The sequence below is a fragment of the Saccharopolyspora erythraea NRRL 2338 genome (assembly GCF_000062885.1).
Lineage (GTDB): Bacteria > Actinomycetota > Actinomycetes > Mycobacteriales > Pseudonocardiaceae > Saccharopolyspora_D > Saccharopolyspora_D erythraea.
Map to the genome: position 1 here is coordinate 2,294,183 of NC_009142.1, position 20,276 is coordinate 2,314,458.

Annotated in this window: 22 protein-coding genes; 16 read left to right on the top strand and 6 right to left on the bottom strand. The window is 72.9% G+C overall.

The window, feature by feature from the left end:
- Positions 1-44: 44 nt before the first annotated feature.
- A complete protein-coding gene (locus SACE_RS10320; protein WP_009943011.1) occupies positions 45-1,097 on the bottom strand; it encodes a polysaccharide deacetylase family protein in 1,053 nt (350 codons plus the stop codon).
- 263 nt (positions 1,098-1,360) lie between these two features.
- Here SACE_RS10320 and SACE_RS10325 point away from each other — a divergent pair, with 263 nt between their 5' ends.
- The 6 genes from SACE_RS10325 (at position 1,361) to SACE_RS10350 (ending at position 8,973) form a co-directional block, all read left to right on the top strand.
- Positions 1,361-2,899 carry a putative glycoside hydrolase gene (locus SACE_RS10325; RefSeq protein WP_021341834.1) on the top strand — a complete coding sequence of 513 codons (1,539 nt, stop codon included), beginning with the start codon at positions 1,361-1,363 and terminating at the stop codon, positions 2,897-2,899.
- A 624-nt stretch (positions 2,900-3,523) separates the two neighbouring features.
- Entirely contained in the window at positions 3,524-5,332 is a 1,809-nt protein-coding gene (gene ggt, locus SACE_RS10330; RefSeq protein ID WP_009943009.1) for a gamma-glutamyltransferase, read from the top strand.
- Positions 5,333-5,527: 195 nt separating this feature from the next.
- Entirely contained in the window at positions 5,528-6,076 is a 549-nt protein-coding gene (gene def, locus SACE_RS10335) for a peptide deformylase (RefSeq protein WP_009943008.1), read from the top strand.
- A gap of 1 nt (position 6,077) precedes the next feature.
- Positions 6,078-7,007 carry a methionyl-tRNA formyltransferase gene (gene fmt, locus SACE_RS10340; protein ID WP_009943007.1) on the top strand — a complete coding sequence of 310 codons (930 nt, stop codon included), beginning with the start codon at positions 6,078-6,080 and terminating at the stop codon, positions 7,005-7,007.
- Entirely contained in the window at positions 7,004-8,425 is a 1,422-nt protein-coding gene (locus SACE_RS10345) for an RsmB/NOP family class I SAM-dependent RNA methyltransferase (RefSeq protein ID WP_009943006.1), read from the top strand. Before fmt ends, SACE_RS10345 begins: the two co-directional genes overlap by 4 nt.
- 77 nt (positions 8,426-8,502) lie before the next feature.
- Positions 8,503-8,973 carry a nucleoside deaminase gene (locus SACE_RS10350; protein WP_009943005.1) on the top strand — a complete coding sequence of 157 codons (471 nt, stop codon included), beginning with the start codon at positions 8,503-8,505 and terminating at the stop codon, positions 8,971-8,973.
- Positions 8,974-9,050: 77 nt separating this feature from the next.
- Here SACE_RS10350 and SACE_RS10355 read toward each other — a convergent pair whose 3' ends face one another.
- Together SACE_RS10355 and SACE_RS39705 are read right to left on the bottom strand one after the other, a co-directional pair.
- Positions 9,051-9,764 (bottom strand): zf-HC2 domain-containing protein, encoded by a 714-nt coding sequence (locus tag SACE_RS10355; RefSeq protein ID WP_009943004.1) that lies wholly within the window; start codon positions 9,762-9,764, stop codon positions 9,051-9,053.
- A gap of 48 nt (positions 9,765-9,812) precedes the next feature.
- Positions 9,813-9,941, bottom strand: a complete 129-nt coding sequence (locus SACE_RS39705) for a hypothetical protein (protein ID WP_009943003.1) — start codon at positions 9,939-9,941, stop codon at positions 9,813-9,815.
- Between the two features lie 218 nt (positions 9,942-10,159).
- On the opposite strand from SACE_RS39705, the gene SACE_RS10360 reads away from it, so the two are divergent.
- The 9 genes from SACE_RS10360 (at position 10,160) to SACE_RS10400 (ending at position 18,188) form a co-directional block, all read left to right on the top strand.
- Positions 10,160-10,579, top strand: coding sequence for an OsmC family protein (locus SACE_RS10360; RefSeq protein ID WP_009943002.1), 420 nt, complete (start codon positions 10,160-10,162; stop codon positions 10,577-10,579).
- Between the two features lie 134 nt (positions 10,580-10,713).
- A complete protein-coding gene (locus SACE_RS10365; protein WP_009943001.1) occupies positions 10,714-12,108 on the top strand; it encodes an amino acid permease in 1,395 nt (464 codons plus the stop codon).
- Positions 12,109-12,247: 139 nt separating this feature from the next.
- Positions 12,248-12,934, top strand: coding sequence for a ribulose-phosphate 3-epimerase (gene rpe / locus SACE_RS10370; RefSeq protein WP_009943000.1), 687 nt, complete (start codon positions 12,248-12,250; stop codon positions 12,932-12,934).
- A gap of 44 nt (positions 12,935-12,978) precedes the next feature.
- Positions 12,979-13,977, top strand: a complete 999-nt coding sequence (gene ribD / locus SACE_RS10375; RefSeq protein ID WP_037305750.1) for a bifunctional diaminohydroxyphosphoribosylaminopyrimidine deaminase/5-amino-6-(5-phosphoribosylamino)uracil reductase RibD — start codon at positions 12,979-12,981, stop codon at positions 13,975-13,977.
- A gap of 9 nt (positions 13,978-13,986) precedes the next feature.
- Positions 13,987-14,637, top strand: coding sequence for a riboflavin synthase (locus SACE_RS10380; RefSeq protein WP_011873574.1), 651 nt, complete (start codon positions 13,987-13,989; stop codon positions 14,635-14,637).
- A gap of 11 nt (positions 14,638-14,648) precedes the next feature.
- Positions 14,649-15,947: a bifunctional 3,4-dihydroxy-2-butanone-4-phosphate synthase/GTP cyclohydrolase II gene (locus tag SACE_RS10385; protein ID WP_044547844.1), complete on the top strand. Its 1,299-nt coding sequence runs from the start codon at positions 14,649-14,651 to the stop codon at positions 15,945-15,947.
- Positions 15,944-16,441 carry a 6,7-dimethyl-8-ribityllumazine synthase gene (gene ribH, locus SACE_RS10390; protein WP_009942996.1) on the top strand — a complete coding sequence of 166 codons (498 nt, stop codon included), beginning with the start codon at positions 15,944-15,946 and terminating at the stop codon, positions 16,439-16,441. Before SACE_RS10385 ends, ribH begins: the two co-directional genes overlap by 4 nt.
- Positions 16,438-16,893 carry a PH domain-containing protein gene (locus SACE_RS10395; protein ID WP_009942995.1) on the top strand — a complete coding sequence of 152 codons (456 nt, stop codon included), beginning with the start codon at positions 16,438-16,440 and terminating at the stop codon, positions 16,891-16,893. Before ribH ends, SACE_RS10395 begins: the two co-directional genes overlap by 4 nt.
- A 137-nt stretch (positions 16,894-17,030) precedes the next feature.
- Positions 17,031-18,188 (top strand): GDSL-type esterase/lipase family protein, encoded by a 1,158-nt coding sequence (locus SACE_RS10400; protein ID WP_009942994.1) that lies wholly within the window; start codon positions 17,031-17,033, stop codon positions 18,186-18,188.
- A gap of 207 nt (positions 18,189-18,395) precedes the next feature.
- Here the strand turns inward: SACE_RS10400 and SACE_RS39710 are convergent, their stop codons facing one another.
- Entirely contained in the window at positions 18,396-18,530 is a 135-nt protein-coding gene (locus tag SACE_RS39710) for a hypothetical protein (RefSeq protein WP_009942993.1), read from the bottom strand.
- Positions 18,531-18,533: 3 nt separating this feature from the next.
- Here SACE_RS39710 and SACE_RS38655 point away from each other — a divergent pair, with 3 nt between their 5' ends.
- A complete protein-coding gene (locus tag SACE_RS38655) occupies positions 18,534-18,875 on the top strand; it encodes an aminotransferase class IV (protein WP_009942992.1) in 342 nt (113 codons plus the stop codon).
- Positions 18,876-18,896: 21 nt separating this feature from the next.
- Here SACE_RS38655 and SACE_RS10410 read toward each other — a convergent pair whose 3' ends face one another.
- Both SACE_RS10410 and SACE_RS10415 read right to left on the bottom strand, forming a co-directional pair.
- Entirely contained in the window at positions 18,897-19,604 is a 708-nt protein-coding gene (locus tag SACE_RS10410) for a B3/B4 domain-containing protein (RefSeq protein ID WP_009942991.1), read from the bottom strand.
- A 24-nt stretch (positions 19,605-19,628) separates the two neighbouring features.
- On the bottom strand, positions 19,629-20,276 hold the full coding sequence (locus tag SACE_RS10415) for an FMN-binding negative transcriptional regulator (RefSeq protein WP_009942990.1): 648 nt from the start codon (positions 20,274-20,276) through the stop codon (positions 19,629-19,631).

The following is a 20,276-nucleotide window of genomic DNA, read 5'->3' on the forward strand; positions in this document are numbered from 1 at the left end:
CGTCCCGGTCCGTGCTGGCAGGTGTGCCACGGGCCGGTGCCGGGTCAGTAGCGGTACACCTGGGCCTGCGCGGCTGCGCTGGGCTGCTCGGACACCGAGGCAGGCGCGGACACCCGGTTCGGGTCGCCGTCGGAGGTGTAGCGGCGTTCCGGATCGGCAGCGAGCTTGTCGAGCCACGCGGTCGAGCCGTACCCGGCCTCCTGGCCACCCGGTCCCTGCGAGCGGACGCGCGGGATGTTGGCCGGGTCGAAGTCGGCCGACCAGGGCGACGGCGCCGGGTTCGAGCCGACCAGCATCACGCTGTCGTGGTGGTAGGTGACGCCGTCCGCGGAACCGTCCGCGGCGAGCTTCTCGTCGTCGGGATGCACCCCGAGCGGCAGTGCCAGCGAGCGAACCACCAGGCCCGGCACCGCGTCGGTGATCACCCGCTGCATGCCGGCGATCTGCTGCTGGGCCTGCGCCCCGGAGACCTGGCCCAGGTTCGGGTGGTCGAGGGTGTGGTTGCCGATCTCGAAACCGTTGTCGTGCAACCACTTCAGGCCGCGCGCACCGGTCGGCTCCTCGAACGGCGGGTTGAAGACGTAGAAGGTCGCCACCGGGCGGAACCCGGGGTGGGCCGCGGCGACCTCGAGCAGGATGCTCACCGCGGTGCCCGGTGCGGGACGCCCCGAACCGTCCGAAGTGAACTGCGTAACCGAACCGTCGTCGAAGGTGAGCACGACGGGATGGGTGCCCGCCGGGATGTCGAACCGGCCGCTCGCGTACTCGGTGGCGGTGACCGGAACGTAGCCCTCCGCGGCCAGCCTTTCCAGCTCGGCCCGGAAATCGGCCGGCGTCCGGTCGTAGACGCTTTCCGGCACGTCGGTGATGCGGTGGTACATCAGCACCGGCACGTCACCGAGTTCGTTGGCCCGCACCGATTCCGGCGCCGGGGGCGGCGGTGGCGGAGCGGGTGCCGGGGGTTTCGGCGGCGGTGGGGGGACGACCGCGGCATCGGTCGCCGAACCCGTCGTGCAGGAAGCCGCGCACAGCGCGGCGATCAGGAGGGTCGCCGTCGCGGCGACGCCGGAGCGCGGTCTTGGCCACATCGCGTGCATCCCGTCGGTCAGCCTGATGGATCAAAGCGGCTTCGCCCCCGTCACCGTAGAGAGCCGGAGTCGTCATGTGGATACTCCATGTGGTTAATTGATCTTTAAGTTGTCACCTGAGAGAGTGGTACCGCAGGTCATCTTCGACCGAGCGTGAAAACTCTTGCCAGCCGTACGAATTCGCCCAAGTCGGGGAGGCGAAAGCGGTGACGGATGCTGCGCCCGAAGAGGCGTCAACGTTGCGAACCGGAGTCAGGGCCTTTCTGGCCGACATGCCGAGATGGGTAGCGGTCGCGGTCGGCACCGTGGTGGTGCTGGTGGCCGGTTACCTGCTGCTGTGGCTGACGTCCACTGAGGACGTCGAGGTGCGCGGACTTCCCCAGCACCCGCTGCGGTCCGACGAGGCCGCCCGGTCGATCCGGATCCAGGCGGGGTCCACCGACGGGGTCAGGGTGCTGATCGACGACCGCGAGGTCCCCACCGATGAACAGCGCGGAACGATCGGGTTGCGGACCGCCGCGCTGCCCGACGGCCCGCACCAGCTGCAAGTCGTCACCCCCTCGGTGATCGGGTCGAGCACGACGACCCGCGAGTTCACAGTGGACAGCACACCGCCGGTGCTGCGGGTCGACGACTCGCTGCGCCCGGAGTCGCCTGGCAAACCGGTCACGGTGACCGGTACCGCCGAGGGCGCCGACACGGTCACGGTCGCGGGCAAGCCCACCCAGGTCGTCAACGGCGCGTTCTCCGCGGTCGTCGAGCGGCCCGACCGCGAGGTGCAGGTCGTGGCCTCGGACCTGGCGGGCAACCGGACCGAGAAGACGATGACCGTGCACATCCGCCACCCCGGCATGCGCGCCGTGCACATGACGGGCCTGGCTTGGACCAGCGCCACGCTGCGCGAGCCGGTGCTGGAGATGGCGCGGCAGGGCCGCATCGACACCGTCGAGCTCGACATCAAGGACGAGAGCGGCGAGGTCCCCTACGACTCCGCGGTGCCCATGGCCAACCAGATCGGCGCGGTCAAGGGCTACTACAACGCCCGCCAGGCCGTCGACCAGCTGCACGGCATGGGTGTGCGGGTGGTCGGCAGGCTCGTGGCGTTCAAGGACCCGATCCTCGGCGAGGCGTCGTGGCGCGGCGGCCACCCGGAGCGGGTCGTGCAGACCGCGGGCGGGCAGCCCTGGACCGGCGGCTACGGCGGCTTCGCGTTCACCAACTTCGCCGACCCGGTGGTGCGCCAGTACAACATCGACATCGCCACCGAGGCCGCCTCGCTCGGCTTCGACGACGTCCTCTACGACTATGTCCGGCGGCCGGACGGGGCGATCGAGCAGATGCGCTTCCCCGGCCTGACGACCACGCCGGAGGCGGGCATCGCCGACTTCCTGCGCCAGACCCAGCCGGCCGTGCGCTCCCGCGGCGCGCTGCTGGGCGCGTCGGTGTTCGGGATCTCGGTGAACCGGCCGACCCAGATCGCCCAGGACATCAGGCAGATGGCCCAGTACACCGACTACATCGCGCCGATGGTGTACCCGTCGCACTGGGGACCGGGCGAGTTCGGCGTGGCCGACCCCGACACCCAGCCCTACGAGATCGTGCGCAACTCGCTGGCCGAGTTCGCCAAGGCGGTCGAGGGCACCGACGTGCAGATCATCCCGTGGCTGCAGGACTTCAGCCTCGGCGCCTCCTACGGCCCGGCCGAGGTGGCCGCCCAGATCAGGGCGGCAGGCGACGGCGGCATGCCGTCGTTCCTGCTGTGGGCGGCGAACTGCCGCTACCACGACCAGGCGCTCGCGCCGGCGGGTTAGCCGTCGACCTGAGCACTTCCCCCGTGGCAGGCCGCGGGGGAAGTGCTCAGGTGTGCGATCAGCTCCGGTACTTGTCCCCGCCGAAACGCTCAAGCGCCGACCGCATTGCCGACAGCGATCCGGCACGCTTCGCGATGTCGGTCCAGCCGGAGTGCGGCTATCACGTGGCCTCCGCGGCCAAGGTGTACGCACTCCCGTCGGGAGCGGCCGCCACGCGGACGCTCTCCAACTCCTCCCAGCTCAGGCGAGAAGGACCGGTCCTTCCAGCGGAGCCATCGCCGGTCCACGACCGTCAGCCCGCCGGTGTCGACGATCAACGTGTCGTCGGCGCTCTTCTGGCTCTCCGCCGCGCCCACTGCTGCGCAGGTATCTCTTCGCCGAAGAGCCGTACCGCGAGCAGTATCGCGACGAACTGCGACCGCTCCGCCCAGCCACCCGCGCGCCCGCCGCACACGTGCATTCTGCCCGAGCTGAACGATTTCCCGGCTCGCTTCGGCATCATGGCTTGCAGGGGGCATCACCCCGTGCTCGCCGGACGTCTGCTCCGCCCGCACGGGCGCACCTGTTGTCTTCACCGTCGGTACTCGGCAGAGTATCCAGCGTCGTCGCTCGTTGGAGGTAACGATGGTGCTCGGGAGACAGGTCCGGCTCACGGTGGGTGTGCTGGCGACGTGCGCGCTGGTCGCGCCGGTGGCGCAGGCGGCGCCGGGCGGACCGCAGGCACCGCCCAAGCAGGCCGAGGCGGTCGGCTACGGCGGCGCGGTGTCCAGTGTCGACCCGGAAGCCACGCGGGCGGGCATCGAGGTGCTGCGCCGGGGCGGCACCGCGGCCGACGCCGCGGTGGCGGTCGCGGCGGCGCTCGGGGTGACCGAGCCCTACTCCGCCGGGGTCGGCGGTGGCGGGTACTTCGTGCACTACGACGCCCAGAGCGGCGCGGTGTCCACGATCGACGGCCGGGAGACCGCGCCTGCGTCGGCGCGCGAGGACATGTTCGTCGAGGGAGACAAGCCCATCCCGTTCGACGAAGCGGTCACCAGCGGCCTCGGCGTCGGCGTGCCGGGCACCCCGCTGACCTGGCAGGAGGCCCTCGACCGCTGGGGCCGCAAGGACCTCGGCGAGGTCCTGCGCCCCGCCGAGCGGCTGGCCCGCCGCGGCTTCGCGGTCGACGAGACCTTCCGGGCGCAGACCGAGAGCAACCAGGCGCGGTTCAGCGCCTTCCCCGCCACCCGCGACCTGTTCCTCCCCGGCGGAAAGCTGCCCGAGGTCGGCAGCACCATGCGGAACCCGGACCTCGCCGACACCTACAGCGCGCTCGCGAAGGATGGTGTCGACGCCCTCTACGGCGGTGAGATCGGCGCCGACGTGGTGCGGACCGTGCGCGCTCCGCAGGTCGACCCGGCCGCGGGCCGGGTGGTGCGGCCCGGCGGCATGACCGACGAGGACCTGCGCCGCTACCGGACCGTCGAGCAGGCGCCCTCCCACGTCGAGTACCGCGGCCTGGACGTCTACGGCATGGCGCCGTCCAGCTCGGGCGGCACGACGGTCGGCGAGGCGCTGAACATGCTGGAGCGCACCGACCTCTCCGGCGTCGACAAGACCGAGTACCTGCACCGGTTCCTGGAGTCGAGCAAGATCGGCTTCGCCGACCGCAACCGCTGGGTCGGCGACCCGGCCTTCAACGACGTCCCGACCAAGGAGTTGCTCTCCCAGGAGTTCGCCGACTCCCGCGAGTGCCTGATCACCCCCGACGCGGTGCTGCCGACGCCGGTCGCGCCCGGCGACCCGCGGGCACCGGAGCAGGGCTGCCAGGCTCGGCCCGCCGGCGGCGCCGAGCCCTACGAGGGCCCCAACACCACGCACCTGACGGTGGCTGACGCCAGCGGCGACGTCGTCTCCTACACCCTGACCATCGAGCAGACCGGCGGCAGCGGGATCGTCGTGCCGGGCCGCGGTTTCCTGCTCAACAACGAGCTGACCGACTTCTCCTTCACCCCGAGCCGGCCAGGGCAGCCGGACCCGAACCTGCCGGGCCCCGGCAAGCGGCCCCGCAGCTCGATGAGCCCGACCATCGTGCTGCAGGACGGCAAGCCGCTGCTGGCCGTCGGCAGCCCTGGCGGCGCCACGATCATCACCACTGTGCTGCAGGTGCTCACCGGGCGCGTCGACCGCGGCATGTCCCTTGTGGACGCCATCGCCGAGCCCCGGGCCTCGCAGCGCAACTCCGCCCAGACCGACGCGGAGGCGGCGTTCACCGCGCAGCCGGAGGCCGAGAAGCTGCGCGCCATCGGCCACCAGTTCAAGGACGGCGGCGAGCGCGGCGAGATCGGCGCCGCGACCGGCGTCGAGCGGCTGCCCGACGGCCGCTGGGTGGCCGCGGCCGAGCCCGAGCGCCGCGGCGGCGGGGCCGCCGCCGTCGTCGTCCCCGGGAGGTGATCGTCACGCCGCGGGCGTGAGCACTGCGTGGAGGACCCGCGGGTCCCCGGTCTCGGCGCCGGGCCCGCGGGTCCTTCGCGCAGGTGGCGGGCCCGCGGGGGCGACCGGGGAGCGCGCGGACCGGTCCGCCGTGGGCGGGTGGGCGACGCACTAGACTTCCGGGGTCCTGCCGTTGCCACAGCCAGGGGGCCCGCGTTGACCGTCCAGCCGATCCGACTATTCGGCGACCCGGTGCTTCGGACTCGCGCCGAGGAGGTCGTCGACTTCGACAAGGAGCTGCGCAACCTCGTCCAGGACCTCTGGGACACCATGGAGGACCAGGGCGGCGCCGGTATCGCCGCTCCCCAGCTCGGCGTCGGCCTGCGGGTGTTCACCTACCACTGCGACGGCTTCGCCGGGCACCTGGTGAACCCGACCTTCACCGCCGTGGACGAGGAGCTGCAGTTCGGCCCGGAGGGCTGCCTGTCGATCCCGGGCATGAGCTGGGACTGCGAGCGCTACCGCAACGTCGTCGCCCGCGGCTGGAACATGCACGGCGAGCCGGTGGAGATCGAGGGCACCGACCTGCTCGCGCGGTGCATCCAGCACGAGACCGACCACCTCGACGGGGTGCTGTTCGTCGACCGCCTCGACGAGCAGACCCGCAAGGCGGCGATGCGCGAGATCCGCGGTGCCGAGTGGTTCGACGGCAACGCGCCGGTGATCAAGGAGAGCCCGCACCCGCTGTTCGGGAGGGCACGCTGACATGCGCCTGGTCTTCGCCGGTACCCCCGAGCCCGCCGTCCCCTCGCTGCGGGCGCTGATCGAGTCCGCGAACCACGAGGTCGCGGCCGTGGTCACCCGGCCGGATGCCCCGGCCGGGCGCGGCCGCAAGCTGATGCGCTCACCGGTCGGCGCGCTCGCCGACGAGCACGGCATCGAGGTGCTCACCCCGGCCAAGGCCTCCGACCCCGAGTTCCTGGCGCGGCTGCGGGAGCTGGAGCCGGAGTGCTGCCCGGTGGTGGCCTACGGTGCGCTGCTGCGGCAGACTGCGCTGGACATCCCCGAGCACGGCTGGGTCAACCTGCACTTCTCGCTGCTGCCCGCGTGGCGGGGCGCGGCACCGGTGCAGGCCGCGATCAAGCACGGCGACCAGATCACCGGTGCAAGCACGTTCCGGCTGGTGCCCGAGCTCGACGCGGGCCCGGTCTACGGCGTGGTCACCGAGGAGGTCCGCGACACCGACACCTCCGGTGTGCTGCTGGAGCGGCTGTCGGTCTCCGGCGCCAAGCTGCTGGTGGCCACGCTCGACGGGATCGCCGACGGCACGCTGCGGGCCGAGGAGCAGCCTGCCGACGGCGTCAGCTACGCCCCCAAGGTCGAGGTCGAGGACGCCAGGGTCGACTTCACCGCCCCGGCGCGGGCCGTGGACCGGCTGGTCCGGTCGGTGACGCCGGACCCGGGCGCGTGGGCGTCGTTCCGCGACGAGCGGCTCAAGCTCGGTCCGGTGTCCATTGTGGATGAGGACCTCGGGCTGGCCCCCGGTGAGATCCGGGTCGAGCGCAGGCGGGTGCTGGCCGGGACCGGCAGCGCACCGGTGGCGCTGGGCGAGGTGCAGGCGCAGGGTAAGAAGCGGATGGCCGCCACGGACTGGGCACGTGGGAGCCGGATCGAGCAAGGAGAACGGCTGAAGTGACCGACCATCGTCCCCGCAGGCCCTCCCGGCCGCGAGGAACCCGCCCGCCGCGGCACCGGGGCGGCCCGGCCAGGCCGCCGGTCGAGGACCCGGCCCGCAGCGCGGCGCTGGAGACCCTACGCGCGGTGCGCGACCGGGACGCCTACGCCAACCTCGCGCTGCCCGCGCTGCTCAAGCAGCGCCGGATCAGCGGGCGGGACGCCGCGCTGGCCACCGAGCTGACCTACGGCGCGTGCCGGGCGCAGGGCCTGCTGGACGCGGTGATCGGCGAGTGCAGCGCCCGGCCGCTGGACGGGATCGACCCCGAGCTGCTGGACGCGCTGCGGCTGGGCGCCTACCAGCTCCTGCGCACCCGCATCCCGGCGCACGCCGCCGTGGCATCCACAGTGGACATCGTGCGCGCCGAGTCCGGCTCGCGGCAGGCGGGTTTCGCCAACGCGGTGCTGCGCAGGATCAGCGAGCGCGACGAGCAGGAGTGGATCGACCGGCTCGCTCCCGCGCGCGACGACGACCCGGTGGGCCATCTGGCGTTGCGCTACGCCCACCCGAGGTGGATCGCGCAGTCCTTCGCCGACGCGCTCGGCTCGGTCGGCGCGGAGCTGGAGGCGGCGCTGGCCGCCGACGACGCCCGGCCCGCGGTGCACCTGACCGCCCGGCCCGGCGAGATCAGCGCCGAGGAGCTGGCCGCCATCACCGGTGGCGACGAGGCCCCGTACTCGCCCTACGGCGTGCACCTCGACTCCGGCGCGGGCGATCCCGGCGACCTCGAACCGGTCCGGGAGGGCTTCGCCTCGGTGCAGGACGAGGGCAGCCAGCTCGTCGCGGTCGCGCTGAGCAGGGTCGAGGTGCAGGGCCCGGACCTGCGGTGGCTGGACCTGTGCGCCGGGCCCGGCGGCAAGGCGAACCTGCTCGGCTCCCTGGTCACGATGGACGGCGGCACGCTCGACGCCGTCGAGCAGGCGCCGCACCGCGCGGACCTGGTGCGCCGCAGCACCGACGGGCTGTCGGTCGAGGTCCACGTGGCCGACGGCCGCGACCCCGGACTGGAACCCGGCTACGACCGCGTGCTGGTCGACGCCCCGTGCACCGGACTCGGCGCGCTGCGCCGCCGCCCCGAGGCCCGCTGGCGCAGGCGTCCGGACGACGTGGCCGAGCTGGCCAAGCTGCAACGCGAGCTGCTGCTCTCGGCGGTGCGGCTGACCCGCGAGGGCGGGGTCGTGGCCTACGTCGTCTGCTCGCCGCACCTGTCGGAGACCGAGGGTGTCGTCTCCGACGTCGTCCGGCGCGCCGGGGTGGAGCAGCTCGACGCCCGGCCGTACTTCCCGGGCGTCCCGGACCTCGGCGACGGGCCCGCGGTGCAGCTCTGGCCGCACCGGCACGGCACCGACGCGATGTTCTGCGCGCTGCTGAGGGTGTGAGCGCGCCCCGGCGGCGGACGCCCTCGGCAGAACTGACCAGCAGGCCGGCCCGCGTGGCCGCACCCGGGAGGAACGAGATGCCGGAGCGACCGTCCGAAGCCGACTTCCGCGAGTGGCTCTCCGTCGCGGTGGCCGAGGCCCGCGCGGGCGCGGCCGAAGGCGGGATCCCGATCGGCGCGGCGCTGGTCGGCCGGGACGGCGAGGTGCTGGGGCGGGGGCACAACAGGCGGGTGCAGGACGGCGATCCGTCGGTGCACGGGGAGACCTCGGCGTTCCGCGCCGCGGGCAGGCAGCGCTCCTACGCCGGGACGACGATGGTCACCACGCTCTCGCCGTGCTGGTACTGCAGCGGTCTGGTCCGCCAGTTCGGCATCAGCCGGGTGGTGATCGGCGAGGCCCGCAACTTCCACGGCGGCCACGACTGGCTGGCCGAGCACGGCGTGGAGGTCGTCCTGCTCGACGACCCGGGCTGCGTCGAGATGATGGCCGACTTCATCGCGGCCAACCCGCGGCTGTGGCACGAGGACATCGGCGAGGACGAGGACTGAGGGTTTTCCGGAGGCGGTTCGCCTGGCGGTTCCGGTGGCGGAACCTCAGGCGTCCTCCGGCTCCGGGATCGCCGACATCATGCCGCCCGGCGGTCCTGCGCCGTGGGCCGCAGCGGCGGGCGACCGGACGCCGCCGTCCTGCCCGGGACATCGGTGCGGGGACCGGAGAGCCCGGTGTGCTCGTCGGAGTCGTCGGCGGTAGCGCCGCCGGGGTGTCCACCGCTGCTGGTGCGGTGCACGGTGTAGAGCAGACCGAGCCCCAGCAGCATCAGGCCGTGCGAGGCCACCCGCTCCACCGACACGACACCGGCCATCAGGTCGTGCAGCGAGAAGCCGGTCAGCACCACCAGGAACACGCTCAGCAGGGGCAGCATCCCGGACACCGCGCGGGTGCGGGCCGCGGCCCAGAGCAGCCCGGCACCGACGGCGAGGTTCCACGCGGTGCTCTCGTTGAACAGGTGGGCGCTCATGCCGTGGTGGGCGTGCGGACCGAGCCCGAGCATCTGCAGGGCGCCGAGCAGGAGCTGGGCCACCGCGACCACGGCCAGCGCGACGCGCGGCACCGCCCGGTGGCGCCGGCGCGGGGCGTGCGCGAGCACCGCGTCGACCAGGTCGGGGGTCGGGCTCGCGGGGCGGACCCGCAGCCCCCGGGTGAGCATCGCGGCCTTGGCCTGCCACGCCCGGCACGCGGCGCAGCTCTCCAGATGGGCGTCGACCTGCTCGTCGGGCGCGGTCCCGTCCTCGCCGTCCAGCCGCGCCGAGATCGAGATCCGGCAGCTTTCACAGTTCACACCCAGATTGTCGGACCCACCGCCCCCGGAGTTCCGGGGGGTGCGCTCTCACCCGGCTGGTCCGGAGCGGATCGGCAGCAGGTGCACCACGGCGCCGAACACCAGCCACGCCCCGGCGACGGTCAGCGCGAGCGGGCCGGCCGAGACCAGCACCGCCACGGCGATCAGCGCGCCCACGCCGGGCGACGGCCTGCGCGCCGGCCCTTCGGACGTCGTCGTGGTCGTGGCCCCACCTCGGTGCGGAACATCGGCGCGGCGGCTGATGTTGGACGTTCACGGTTCCGCACGGCACCTGCCGGCGCCGTGCGGTGCTCGTGTGACGATCACCCGCGCAGGCGGTGCGGACAACCGCATCCGGCACGCGGAACCACCGCAACCCGACAAGAGGGGGCCGAATGTCATCCACACCGGTCGAAGTGCGCCGCACCGGCAAGCACACCTTCACCGCGACCAACGACCGCGGCGCGGAGGTGACGATCGGGCGCGACGGCGCGCCCGGTGCCTTCACCCCGGGAGAGCTGCTGCTGGCGGCCATCGCGGGCTGCTCGGCGGTGACCAGCGAGAGCATGCTGATCCGCAGGCTCGGCGAGTCGGCCACGCTGGACGTGCACGCCGACCGCACCAAGACCGAGGAGGACCCGCACAAGTTCGCCGAGGTCCAGGTGCGCTTCGACGTCGACCTCAGCCCGATCGAGGACGCCGGGCAGCGCGCGAAGCTCGTCGACGCGGTGCAGCGGGCGATCGAGCGGCTGTGCACGGTGAGCCGGGCGGTCGAGGAGGGCACCCCGATCTCGCTCGAGCTGCCGCGCGACTGACCCCGGCCCCGCGGCCGCGAGAGGTGTGCGCGGACCGGCGTCCGGGCGAGACCGATCCGTCACAACCCGCCGGTACAGTCCTCGGCGCACCGCAGGCGCTCGGCGCCTCACCGCGAACGAGGAAGGCGGCACCCGTGAGCAAGGCCGTGACCGAATCGGACGAGCAGTCCGGTCTGCGCAGAGATCTCTCCGGCCGCCAGGTCGGGATGATCGCCGTCGGCGGTGCGATCGGTACCGGGCTGTTCCTCGGTTCGGGGCTGGCGATCTCGATCGCCGGTCCTGCGGTGATCATCGCCTACGCCGTGGCCGCGTTCGCCGCGCTCGCGCTGGCCTACGCGCTGGCCGAGATGATCGTGGTGCACCCGGAGGCGGGCGGCTTCGGCCCGATCGCGCAGCGCTACCTCGGCGGCCTGGCCGGTTTCGTGCAGCGGTGGATGTACTTCGCCGCGCAGGTGGTCAACATCGGCAGCGAGGTAGTCGCAGCCGGGCTCTACGTGCAGTTCTGGTACCCGCAGATGCCGCTGTGGCTGCCGGTGGTGGTGTTCTCGGCGGTCATGCTGGCGGTCAACGCCTCGGCGGTGCGCTACTTCGGCGAGTTCGAGTACTGGTTCGCCATGATCAAGGTAGTCACGATCGTGGTGTTCATCCTGCTCGGGCTGACCTACATCGTCTTCGGCCTGCCCGGACACGCCCCGGTCGGCGTGAGCGCGCTGACCGAGCACGACGGCTTCCTGCCCAACGGCATCGGCGCGGTGTGGCTGGCGCTGACCGTGGTCACCTTCTCCTACCTCGGCACCGAGGCCGTCGCGCTGACCGCGTCGGAGTCCCGCGATCCCGGCCGCGACGTCCCCCGCGCGGCGCGCGGCACCGTGCTGCGGCTGGCGCTGTTCTACGTCGTCGGCATGCTCGTGGTGGTCTCGATCCTGCCCTGGAACCAGGTGTCCACCGAGGACGACGTCACGCAGAGCCCGTTCGTCCGGCTCTTCGCGACGGCGGGCATCCCGGCCGCGGCGGGGATCATGAACTTCGTGGTGCTCACCGCGGCGCTTTCGGCGATGAACACCAACCTCTACGTCACCGCGCGGATGACCTACTCGCTGGCCAGGGACGGCTACGCGCCGAAGTGGTTCACCGGGCTCAGCGCCAACGGCGCGCCGCGCCGGGCGCTGCTGCTCTCGGCGGTGGGGCTGGCCCTTGCGGCGGCGATCTCGGTGTTCTCGCCGGAGACCGCGTTCCCGATGATGCTCGGGCTGGCGCTGTTCGGCGCGCTGATCGTGTGGCTGCTCATCCTGGCCACGCAGCTGGCGTTCCGCAGGCGGCGGGCGGCGGAGGGACTGCCGCCGTCGCCGGTGCGGCTGCCGGGAACGCCGGTGACGACCGTGCTGGTGATGGTGTTCGTGGCGGCCGTGCTGCTGACCACCCCGTTCACCGAGCAGTTCAACACCGCGTGGAAGGCGGGCGTGCCGTTCCTGCTGGTGCTGGTCGGGGCCTACTACGTGGTCCGGAAGCGGGCGGCGGCGAGGGGCTGACCCGCCGCGAAGGCCGGTGCCCGGGCGCCGGCGGCTGTGGCGGAAGAGGCGGGCGGGACCAGGTCCCGGCGCCGCCGGCAGGCACCGGAGGAGTGCCCGGGAAGCGGCATTTACACTCCCGCATGTGTCGAACCAGCCGATGATCGCGCCCTCCATCCTTTCCGCCGACTTCGCCCGCCTCGCCGACGAGATGGCCGCCGTCAACGGCGAGCCCGGCCACCGCGCCGACTGGCTGCACGTCGACGTGATGGACGCGCACTTCGTGCCGAACCTGACCCTCGGCCTGCCCGTGGTGAAGTCGCTGCTGAAGGCCACCGACATCCCGATCGACTGCCACCTGATGATCGAGGACCCCGACCGCTGGGCCCCCGGTTACGCCGAGGCGGGCGCCTACAACGTCACCGTGCACGTCGAGGCCGCCGAGGACCCGGTCATGCTGGCCAAGAACCTGCGCGCGGCGGGGGCCAAGGCGGGTCTGTCGATCAAGCCGAACACTCCGCTGGAGCCCTACGTCGAGGTGCTCAAGCACTACGACACCCTCCTGGTGATGTCGGTCGAGCCGGGCTTCGGCGGCCAGAGCTTCATCGCCGACGTGCTCACCAAGGTGCGCAAGGCCCGCGAGCTGGTCGACACCGGTCACCTCAACCTCGTCGTTGAGATCGACGGCGGCATCAACGCCGACACCATCGAGCAGGCCGCCGAGGCCGGTGTGGACTGCTTCGTGGCGGGCTCGGCCGTCTACGGCGCCGGGGACCCCGCCCAGGCGGTCGAGGCGCTGCGGGGCCAGGCGGCCCCGGCTTTCGCGAACGCGCACGCCGGGCTGTGAGCCCGGTGGGCGGGACGGGCTCGGAGGCGGCGCTGTCGTCGGCGATGCGCACCGCGATCGGCGCGGCCGAGGGCGTGCGCGGCACGACGAGCCCCAACCCGCCCGTCGGGTGCGTCGTGCTCGACGCCGCCGGTGCGGTCGCCGGGATCGGCGCGACCCGGCCGCCCGGCGGCCCGCACGCCGAGGTCGTCGCCCTGCGTGAAGCGGGCGAGCGGGCCAGGGGCGGCACGGCGGTGGTGACGCTGGAGCCCTGCTCGCACACCGGCCGCACCCCGCCCTGCACCGACGCGTTGCTCGCGGCCGGGGTCGCCCGCGTCGTGCACGCGGTCAGCGACCCGATGCCGGTCGCCGCGGGCGGCGCCGACATCCTGCGCGCGGCGGGCGTGGAGGTCCACAGCGGACTGCTCGCCGAGGAGGCCGAGTCCGGCCCGCTGCGCGCCTGGCTGCACTTCGCCCGGACCGGACGGCCGCACGTGACGTGGAAGTACGCGGCCACTTTGGACGGTCGCTCGGCGGCGGCCGACGGCACCAGCAAGTGGATCAGCTCCCCCGAGGCGCGCGCCGAGGTCCACGAGCTGCGGCGGCGGATGGACGCCGTCGTCGCGGGCACCGGCACCGTGCTGGCCGACGACCCGCAGCTGACCGCCCGGACGCCGGAGGGCGGCCTGCACGAGCACCAGCCGTTGCGCGTCGTGGTGGGGAACCGGCCCGTTCCGGCGGGAGCGCGCGTGCTCGACGACACCGCCGAGACGCTCCTGCTGCCGGCGTCCGATCCGGACACCGTGCTGGCCGAGCTCGCCGGCCGCGGTGCGGTGGACGTGCTGCTGGAGGGCGGGCCCGTGCTCGCCGGGGCCTTCGCCGCGGCCGGGCGGATCGACCGCGTGCTCGGCTACATCGCTCCCGCGCTGCTCGGTTCGGGCCGCGCGGCCCTCGGCGACGCCGGAGTGGGAAGTATCTCGCAGGCGTTCCGGTTGCACGTGGAGCAGGTCACGATGGTTGGCCCGGACGTGCGCGTCAGCGCCGTGCCGGTCGCGCAGGAGTAGGAGGAGCCCGTGTTCACCGGGATTGTGGAGGAGCTCGGCACCGTCACCGCCGCCGAGCCGCTGGCCGACGGCAGCCGCCTCACCGTGGCCGGCCCGGTGGTGACCTCGGATGCGGGCCACGGGGACTCGATCGCGGTCAACGGCGTGTGCCTGACCGTCGTGGACGTCCTCGAAGGAGCGTTCACGGTGGACGTCGTGGCCGAGACGCTGCGCCGGTCCTCGCTCAAGCACGTCGGCGTCGGCGACCGGGTCAACCTGGAGCGCGCGATGGCGCTCGGCGACCGGCTCGGCGGCCACATCGTGCAGGGCCACGTCGACGGCACGGCCGTGCTGCGCTCCGCCGAGGCCGACGGACTGACCCGCTTCGACCTGCCCGCGCGGCTCTCCCGCTACGTGGTGGAGAAGGGCTCGATCACCGTCGACGGCGTGTCGCTGACCGTGGTGGAGGCGGGCGAGGAGTCGTTCAGCGTCGCGCTGATCCCCACCACCAAGGAGCTCACCACGCTTGGCTTCCGGGCCCCTGGTGACGAGGTCAACATCGAGGTCGACGTGCTGGCCAAGCACGTGGAACGGCTCGCGCAGGCGCAGTTGGCGGACCTGGGCCGTGGAGCTTCCCCGCTTTCGGGGGACAATGGGGGCAGCAGGGGGCGGACGTGGTGAACCAGCACGAGGTGCACCCCGAAGGCAAGGGCACGAACACGGTGAGCACACACAAGTTCGACGACATCGAGCGCGCACTGGCCGACATCGCGGCCGGACGCCCGGTGATCGTCGTCGACGACGAGGACCGCGAGAACGAGGGCGACCTGATCTTCGCCGCCGAGATGGCGACGCCGGAGATGGTGGCGTTCATGGTCCGCTACACCTCCGGCTACATCTGCGTGGCGCTCACCGGCGAGGACTGCGACCGGCTCGACCTGCCGCCGATGTACCACTGGAACCAGGACCGCAAGGGCACCGCCTACACGGTCACCGTCGACGCGGCCGAGGGCGTCAGCACCGGCATCTCGGCGTCCGACCGCGCGCACACGCTCAAGGTCCTGGCCCACGCCGACTCCTCCGCCGACGACCTCAACCGACCGGGCCACGTGGTGCCGCTGCGGGCGCGCGACGGCGGTGTCCTGCGCCGCCCGGGCCACACCGAGGCGGCGGTGGACCTGTCCCGGCTCGCCGGGCTGCGCCCGGCCGGCGCGCTGTGCGAGATCGTCAGCCAGAAGAGCGAGGGCGACATGGCCCGCCGCGACGAGCTGGAGGTCTTCGCCGACGAGCACGACCTCGCGCTGATCACCATCGCCGACCTGATCGCCTACCGGCGCCGGTTCGAGCAGCAGGTCGTGCGGGTCGCCGAGGCGCGCATCCCCACCGCGCACGGCACGTTCCGCACCGTCGGCTACGACAGCACGCTCGACGGCATCGAGCACCTCGCGCTGGTCTACGGCGACATCGGCGACGGCGAGGACATCCTGGTCCGAGTGCACTCGGAGTGCCTGACCGGCGACGTGCTCGGCTCGCTGCGCTGCGACTGCGGCCCGCAGCTGGCCGCGGCGATGGAGAAGGTCGCCGAGGCCGGGCGCGGCGTCGTGCTCTACATGCGCGGGCACGAGGGCCGTGGCATCGGGCTGATGCACAAGCTGCAGGCCTACCAGCTGCAGGACGACGGCGCCGACACCGTCGACGCCAACGTCGCGCTGGGCATGCCGGTCGACGGCCGCGACTACGGCCAGGGCGCGCAGATCCTCTGCGACCTGGGCATCAAGTCGATGCGGCTGCTGACCAACAACCCGGCCAAGCGCGTCGGCCTGGAGGGCTACGGGCTGCGGGTCGTCGGCCGCGAGCCGCTGCCGATCCGGCCGAACCCGGAGAACCTGCGCTACCTGCAGACCAAGCGCGACCGGATGGGCCACGAGCTGTACGACCTGGAGGACGGCGAGGACTCCTCGCTCGGCGGCGAGGCGGGAGTGACGGCATGAGCGGAGAGGGTCGACCGCAGGCGTCGGTACCGCAGGCGGGTGAGCTGCGGCTGGGGATCGCGGCGATCCGGTGGCACGCCAAGATCACCGACCGGCTGCTCGAACGCGCCCTGGCGGCCGCGAGCGAGGCGGGCGTCGCCGAGCCGACGGTGGTGCGGGTGCCGGGTTCGATCGAGCTGCCGGTGGTGTGCCAGCAGCTGGCCCACCAGCACGACGCGGTGGTCGCGCTGGGCGTGGTGATCCGCGGCGGCACCCCGCACTTCGAGTACGTGTGCGACTCGGTCACCGCGGGCCTGACCAGGGTCTCGCTCGACGAGTCGACCCCGGTCGGCAACGGCGTGCTGACCTGCGACACCGAGGAGCAGGCGCTGGCCCGCGCCGGGTTCGAGGACTCGGCCGAGGACAAGGGCTTCGAGGCGACCGCGGCGGCGCTGGAGACCGCGCTGGTGCTGCGCGAGCTGCGCGGCTTCGAGAACGGGCGGGGCTTCCTGTGAACGCGGCCGCGGTCGGGTCGGTGGAGGTCCGGCCGAAGAAGATCCGCCGGGTGGCGATCCCGGTGGCCGTCGTGCTCGTCGTGACCTTCGCGGTGGTCGGCACGCTGCTGCGCAACACGCCGACCGGTGTGACGTTCCAGGTCTCCGACCAGGTGTCGATGGCCGTGCTGGGGCTGCTGCTGGCGGCAGGCGTGATGCTGCTGACCCGGCCGCGCATGCGCGCCGACAGCGCCGGCATCGAGGTCCGCAACATCATCGGCACCCAGCGCTACCGCTGGGAGCTGGTCCAGGCGGTCAGCTTCCCCGACGGCGCGCCGTGGGCGCGGCTGGAGCTGCCGGAGGACGAGTACGTGCCGATCATGGCGATCCAGGCGACCGACGGGGCGCACGCGGTGGCGGCGATGCGCGAGCTCCGCGAGCTGCGCCGCAGGCTGGACGCCGAGCAGGACTGAGAGCGCAGGGCGGAGGCCGAAGCCGCCCGGCAGCGCCCCGATGCGTTCTGCGAGGTGCGAAATTCGCGTGCGTATCGGTTGCCCGGTTGGGACGCTGTGATCATGAACCTCTCGCTCGACGGCGTCCAGGAGGCTAGGTGACGGACTGGATCACCACCCCGATCGGGCCGGATGTGCTGCGCGGCGCCGTCGAGCTGGAACGCACCGCGCACGGCGTGCTGCCGCACCGGCTGCCCTCCTGGGCTCGCGAGCAGTTCCCCGACGAGTACCTGGCCGCGGTGGCCGCCCAGCCCTCGGGCGTGCGGCTGGCGCTGCGCACCCGCGCCACCGCCATCGAGCTGGACGTGCTGCCCACGAAGACGGCCTACCAGGGCGGCCCGACCCTCGCCGACGGGCTGTACGACCTGGTCGTCGACGGCCGTCCGGCCGGGCGGACCAGCGTGCCCGGCGGCAACGTCCGCGTCGTCGACATGGCCACCTTGTCCGCGACCACCCGGCCCGGCCCGCCCGGCACCGCACGGTTCACCGGGCTGCCCGCCGGTGACAAGGACGTCGAGATCTGGCTGCCGCAGACCGAGATCACCGAGCTGGTGGCGCTGCGCACCGACGCCCCGGCTGAGCCGGCACCGGACCGTGGCCGCCGGGTGTGGCTGCACCACGGCAGTTCGATCAGCCACGGTTCCACCGCGGGTGGCCCCACCGAGACCTGGCCTGCGCTGGCCGCCTCCCGCGGCGGGGTGGAGCTGGTCAACCTGGGGTTCGGCGGCAACGCCCTGCTCGACCCGTTCACCGCGCGGACCATGCGGGACACCGCCGCGGACCTGATCAGCGTCAAGATCGGCATCAACGTGGTCAACTCGGACCTGATGCGCCTGCGGGCCTTCGTCCCGGCGGTTCACGGCTTCCTCGACACCATCCGCGAGGGGCATCCCACCACTCCGCTGCTGGTCGTGTCCCCGATCCTGTGCCCGATCCACGAGGACACCCCTGGCCCCGGGGCGCTGGACCCGGGCGCTCCCGCCCTGCGGTTCCGGGCAACGGGCGACCCCGCCGACGTAGCCGGCGGTCGGCTGACGCTCAACGTCATCCGCGACGAACTCGCCCGCATCGTCGAGCGCCGAGCCGCCGACGACCCGAACCTGCACTACCTCGACGGCCGCTCGCTCTACGGCGAACGGGACTTCGCCGAGCTGCCCCTGCCCGACGAACTGCACCCGAATCCGGCCGGTCACCGGCGCGTGGGGGAGCGCTTCGCCGAGCTGGTTTTCGGCGACGACGGTCCGTTCGCAGGCTGAGTGCCTGGGTTCGAACTCACGTGACGCTCGGTCATCTCGGCGCGTTCCAGTGAGCCTGCTGGACCGGTAGCCGGATTCCTGTGCTCCGCTCCCGCGCTGCCCGAAGATGTGCTGCTCCGGATGGTGCCTGCGCGTCGCGGCCGTCGGTGCACCGGCGTCGCGCGCGTGGGGTGTGGCCCTGGGGTACGCCCCACGCGCGTCGAGGTGTCACCGCCGCGCCCACGCTTTGGCCAGTCCGCTCACGGCCCGGTCCTGCAGCTCGGGCGGCAGCGCGAAGCTGAGGCGCAGGTGGTCGCGGTAGCGCTGGTCGCAGGAGAACAGGCTGCCGGGCGCCACCGCCACGCCGTGGTCCGCGACGGCGTGGTGTGCACGCCGCCGTCGTCGGCCGGGGCGCTGGCCGGCATCACCCAGGACACCGTCCTCCGGCTGGCAGGCGACCTGGGCCTCACCGTCCGCCGGGAGAGCCTGCTGCGCGCCGACCTCTACGCGGCCGACGAGGTCTTCATGTCCGGCACCGCCGCCGGGGTCGTGCCGGTCCGCTCGGTCGACGACCGGGAACTGCCCGCCACGGGCCGCGTCAGCGGCAAGATCTCGGCGGCGTTCACGGCTGTGGTCAACGGCGAGGACGAGCGCTACCGCCACTGGCTCACCCCGGTGCGCGTCGAGGAGCCCGCGCGGCTCTCCTGAGAAGGGCGACCCGGGGCGGTCTCAGGCGGTGATCTGGGACTGCGCCGGGCTGAGGTGATGCACGGCGATCTGTTCGGAATGCGGGGCGAGCAGGTTCTGAAGCTCGTTCGCGGCTTCTTCGAGGAGGTGGCCGTCGCGGTCGGCGTGGAGGGTTTCGAGGACGAAGGCGACGCGCGCGGAGTCCTCGGTGACGCGGGTGCGGTGGGCGTCGCGGTGGTTCCAGTGGCGCGTCAGGACTGCTGTGGCGTCGGTGTAGACGACCTCGCCCGACCTGGGGTTCTCGACGGTGCCGGGTTCGCCGAGCGGGGTGAAGGACTCGGTGCCGTCGGCGTGTCGGATGACGACGTCGCCGGTGACGTGGTCCAGGTCGAAGGCGCCGGCGGGCAGGCCGTGGCGAACGGAAACGGCGTTGTAGGAGTCGACGGCCGGGTTGATGCGAGGCAGGGTGCCTCTCTTGGCCAGGCGGCGGCCGAGCGCGTCGACGCTGGGGCGGGTGCGGCGGGGGTTGGTGCCGAACGAGCGGTAGGCGGTGTGCCATGCCTCGATGCGGGGGTCGGTCTCGTCGGCGGGCTGCCAGGTGCCGTCGGCGAGCTGTTGCTCCAGTTCCTCCAGCAGGGCGGCGGTTTGCGGCCAGGGTTCGCCGCCGCGCAGGCCCGTGGCGGTGACCACGGCGATCAGGGTGTCGGGAAATGCTTCTGCGACGGCGGACGCGAGGCGGAAAGCGGGCATGCGGGGTCCTTGTCGAGGGGTTGGTCAGGGTTTCCAGGGACCGATGCGGTCCAGTCGGCGGCGCTGCTGGCGCGCGGTGGGGACGTCGAGGCCCTGGCCGCGTGTGGTGAGCCGGTCGGCGACGGCGGTGCGGTGCTCGACGGGTTTCTGGTCGTCGTACTTGAACTTGGCCAGCACTTCGGTGACCTCCAGGCGCAGGCCGCGGATACCGGACAGCATCCGGCCGTAGGGCGGCTGGCCGACGGCGACGGGGGCGTGGTCGCCTTCGGGCTGGAAGTGGGCGAGCTGGCGGCGCAGCAGCTCGGCCTTGGCCTCGGGGTCGTCGACGATGTCGGCGCGGCAGGTGAACTGGACCGCCGTGTAGTAGCTCGTGGGAACACCGTCGCGGGGCGCGGTGCCGGCCTTCGCGCGCCAAGGACCAGGTATGAAGGCGTAGTCGCCGACAACGGTGAACACGACGTTCGGGTCTTGCTCGATCGCTTTCCAGACCGGGTTCGGCCGGGCGAGGTGGATCAGCAGGTGCTGTCCGTCGCAGGTGAAGTGGGTGGGGACGGTGACGGGCGGGTGGCCGGGCAGGCCGTTGACGCTCAGCTGTCCGAAGTCGTGGCCTTGCGCGATCCAGATCTGCCACTCGGCTTCGTCCAGGCCGGCGTCCCAGGGCTGAACCAGCAT

Bases quoted from the DNA above. Each gene is read 5' to 3' on its own strand.
- ggt (WP_009943009.1), top strand. From the start codon at position 3,524: ATGGTGCTCGGGAGACAGGTCCGGCTCACGGTGGGTGTGCTGGCGACG.
- ribD (WP_037305750.1), top strand. From the start codon at position 12,979: ATGCGCACCGCGATCGGCGCGGCCGAGGGCGTGCGCGGCACGACGAGC.
- ribH (WP_009942996.1), top strand. From the start codon at position 15,944: ATGAGCGGAGAGGGTCGACCGCAGGCGTCGGTACCGCAGGCGGGTGAG.
- fmt (WP_009943007.1), top strand. From the start codon at position 6,078: ATGCGCCTGGTCTTCGCCGGTACCCCCGAGCCCGCCGTCCCCTCGCTG.
- rpe (WP_009943000.1), top strand. From the start codon at position 12,248: ATGATCGCGCCCTCCATCCTTTCCGCCGACTTCGCCCGCCTCGCCGAC.
- SACE_RS10325 (WP_021341834.1), top strand. From the start codon at position 1,361: ATGCCGAGATGGGTAGCGGTCGCGGTCGGCACCGTGGTGGTGCTGGTG.
- SACE_RS10360 (WP_009943002.1), top strand. From the start codon at position 10,160: ATGTCATCCACACCGGTCGAAGTGCGCCGCACCGGCAAGCACACCTTC.
- SACE_RS10320 (WP_009943011.1), bottom strand. From the start codon at position 1,097: ATGCACGCGATGTGGCCAAGACCGCGCTCCGGCGTCGCCGCGACGGCG.
- SACE_RS10410 (WP_009942991.1), bottom strand. From the start codon at position 19,604: ATGCCCGCTTTCCGCCTCGCGTCCGCCGTCGCAGAAGCATTTCCCGAC.
- SACE_RS10415 (WP_009942990.1), bottom strand. From the start codon at position 20,276: ATGCTGGTTCAGCCCTGGGACGCCGGCCTGGACGAAGCCGAGTGGCAG.
- SACE_RS10350 (WP_009943005.1), top strand. From the start codon at position 8,503: ATGCCGGAGCGACCGTCCGAAGCCGACTTCCGCGAGTGGCTCTCCGTC.